Source organism: Peribacillus simplex, assembly GCF_900156045.1.
Classification (GTDB): Bacteria; Bacillota; Bacilli; order Bacillales; family DSM-1321; genus Peribacillus; species Peribacillus simplex_D.
Genome location: NZ_FTMX01000026.1, coordinates 1 through 3,004 on the forward strand (window position 1 = coordinate 1; position 3,004 = coordinate 3,004).

1 rRNA gene is annotated in these 3,004 nt (G+C 52.1%); it reads right to left on the reverse strand.

What is annotated here, in order from left to right:
• Positions 1-2,930, reverse strand: a 23S ribosomal RNA gene (locus BW986_RS29085); the annotation flags it as partial.
• Positions 2,931-3,004: the final 74 nt, after the last annotated feature.

The window sequence follows — 3,004 nt, forward strand, 5'->3', positions numbered from 1 at the left end:
GGTTAAGTCCTCGATCTATTAGTATCAGTCAGCTCCACATGTCACCATGCTTCCACCTCTGACCTATCAACCTGATCATCTTTCAGGGATCTTACTAGCTTGCGCCATGGGAAATCTCATCTTGAGGGGGGCTTCATGCTTAGATGCTTTCAGCACTTATCCCGTCCGCACGTAGCTACCCAGCTATGCCTTTGGCAAGACAACTGGTACACCAGCGGTGCGTCCATCCCGGTCCTCTCGTACTAAGGACAGCTCCTCTCAAATTTCCTGCGCCCGCGACGGATAGGGACCGAACTGTCTCACGACGTTCTGAACCCAGCTCGCGTACCGCTTTAATGGGCGAACAGCCCAACCCTTGGGACCGACTACAGCCCCAGGATGCGATGAGCCGACATCGAGGTGCCAAACCTCCCCGTCGATGTGGACTCTTGGGGGAGATAAGCCTGTTATCCCCGGGGTAGCTTTTATCCGTTGAGCGATGGCCCTTCCATGCGGAACCACCGGATCACTAAGCCCGACTTTCGTCCCTGCTCGACTTGTAGGTCTCGCAGTCAAGCTCCCTTGTGCCTTTACACTCTACGAATGATTTCCAACCATTCTGAGGGAACCTTTGGGCGCCTCCGTTACTCTTTAGGAGGCGACCGCCCCAGTCAAACTGCCCACCTGACACTGTCTCCCACCCCGATAAGGGGCGCGGGTTAGAATTTCAATACAGCCAGGGTAGTATCCCACCAACGCCTCCACCGAAGCTGGCGCTCCGGCTTCTCAGGCTCCTACCTATCCTGTACAAGCTGTACCAAAATTCAATATCAGGCTGCAGTAAAGCTCCACGGGGTCTTTCCGTCCTGTCGCGGGTAACCTGCATCTTCACAGGTACTATAATTTCACCGAGTCTCTCGTTGAGACAGTGCCCAGATCGTTACACCTTTCGTGCGGGTCGGAACTTACCCGACAAGGAATTTCGCTACCTTAGGACCGTTATAGTTACGGCCGCCGTTTACTGGGGCTTCGGTTCAAAGCTTCGCTTGCGCTAACCTCTCCCCTTAACCTTCCAGCACCGGGCAGGTGTCAGCCCCTATACTTCGCCTTGCGGCTTCGCAGAGACCTGTGTTTTTGCTAAACAGTCGCCTGGGCCTATTCACTGCGGCTTTTCTGGGCTATTCACCCTAAAAAGCACCCCTTCTCCCGAAGTTACGGGGTCATTTTGCCGAGTTCCTTAACGAGAGTTCTCTCGCACACCTTAGGATTCTCTCCTCGCCTACCTGTGTCGGTTTGCGGTACGGGCACCTTACATCTCACTAGAGGCTTTTCTTGGCAGCGTGGAATCAGGAACTTCGGTACTATATTTCCCTCGCCATCACAGCTCCGCCTTAATGGAAACGGGATTTGCCTCGTTTCCGGCCTAACTGCTTGGACGCGCATATCCAACAGCGCGCTTACCCTATCCTTCTGCGTCCCCCCATCGTTCAAACGATGTATAGGTGGTACAGGAATATCAACCTGTTGTCCATCGCCTACGCCTTTCGGCCTCGGCTTAGGTCCCGACTAACCCTGAGCGGACGAGCCTTCCTCAGGAAACCTTAGGCATTCGGTGGAAGGGATTCTCACCCTTCTTTCGCTACTCATACCGGCATTCTCACTTCTAAGCGCTCCACCAGTCCTTCCGGTCTGACTTCAACGCCCTTAGAACGCTCTCCTACCATCGACACCAACGGTGTCAATCCACAGCTTCGGTGATACGTTTAGCCCCGGTACATTTTCGGCGCGGAGTCACTCGACCAGTGAGCTATTACGCACTCTTTAAATGGTGGCTGCTTCTAAGCCAACATCCTGGTTGTCTAAGCAACTCCACATCCTTTTCCACTTAACGTATACTTTGGGACCTTAGCTGGTGGTCTGGGCTGTTTCCCTTTCGACTACGGATCTTATCACTCGCAGTCTGACTCCCAAGAATAAGTATTTGGCATTCGGAGTTTGACTGAATTCGGTAACCCGTTGGGGGCCCCTAGTCCAATCAGTGCTCTACCTCCAATACTCTCATCTTGAGGCTAGCCCTAAAGCTATTTCGGAGAGAACCAGCTATCTCCAGGTTCGATTGGAATTTCTCCGCTACCCACACCTCATCCCCGCACTTTTCAACGTGCGTGGGTTCGGGCCTCCATTCAGTGTTACCTGAACTTCACCCTGGACATGGGTAGATCACCTGGTTTCGGGTCTACGACCTCATACTCATTCGCCCTATTCAGACTCGCTTTCGCTGCGGCTCCGTCTCATCAACTTAACCTCGCATGAAATCGTAACTCGCCGGTTCATTCTACAAAAGGCACGCCATTACCCATTAACGGGCTTTGACTACTTGTAGGCACACGGTTTCAGGATCTATTTCACTCCCCTTCCGGGGTGCTTTTCACCTTTCCCTCACGGTACTGGTTCACTATCGGTCACTAGGGAGTATTTAGCCTTGGGAGATGGTCCTCCCTGCTTCCGACGGGATTTCTCGTGTCCCGCCGTACTCAGGATCCACTCAGGAGGGAACGAAGTTTCAACTACAGGGTTTTTACCTTCTTCGACGGACCTTTCCAGATCGCTTCGTTTACCCCGTTCCTTTGTAACTCCATGTTGAGTGTCCTACAACCCCAAGAGGCAAGCCTCTTGGTTTGGGCTAATTCCGTTTCGCTCGCCGCTACTCAGGAAATCGCGTTTGCTTTCTCTTCCTCCGGGTACTTAGATGTTTCAGTTCCCCGGGTCTGCCTTCAGTACCCTATGTATTCAGGTAAAGATACTGTTCCATTACGAACAGTGGGTTTCCCCATTCGGAAATCTCCGGATCAAAGCTTACTTACAGCTCCCCGAAGCATATCGGTGTTAGTCCCGTCCTTCATCGGCTCCTAGTGCCAAGGCATCCACCGTGCGCCCTTTCTAACTTAACCGTTAAAAAAGATCTTACAGATGCTTTGAAAAAAATTAATTGCCTTCTATCTATTATCTAGTTTTCAAGGAACAA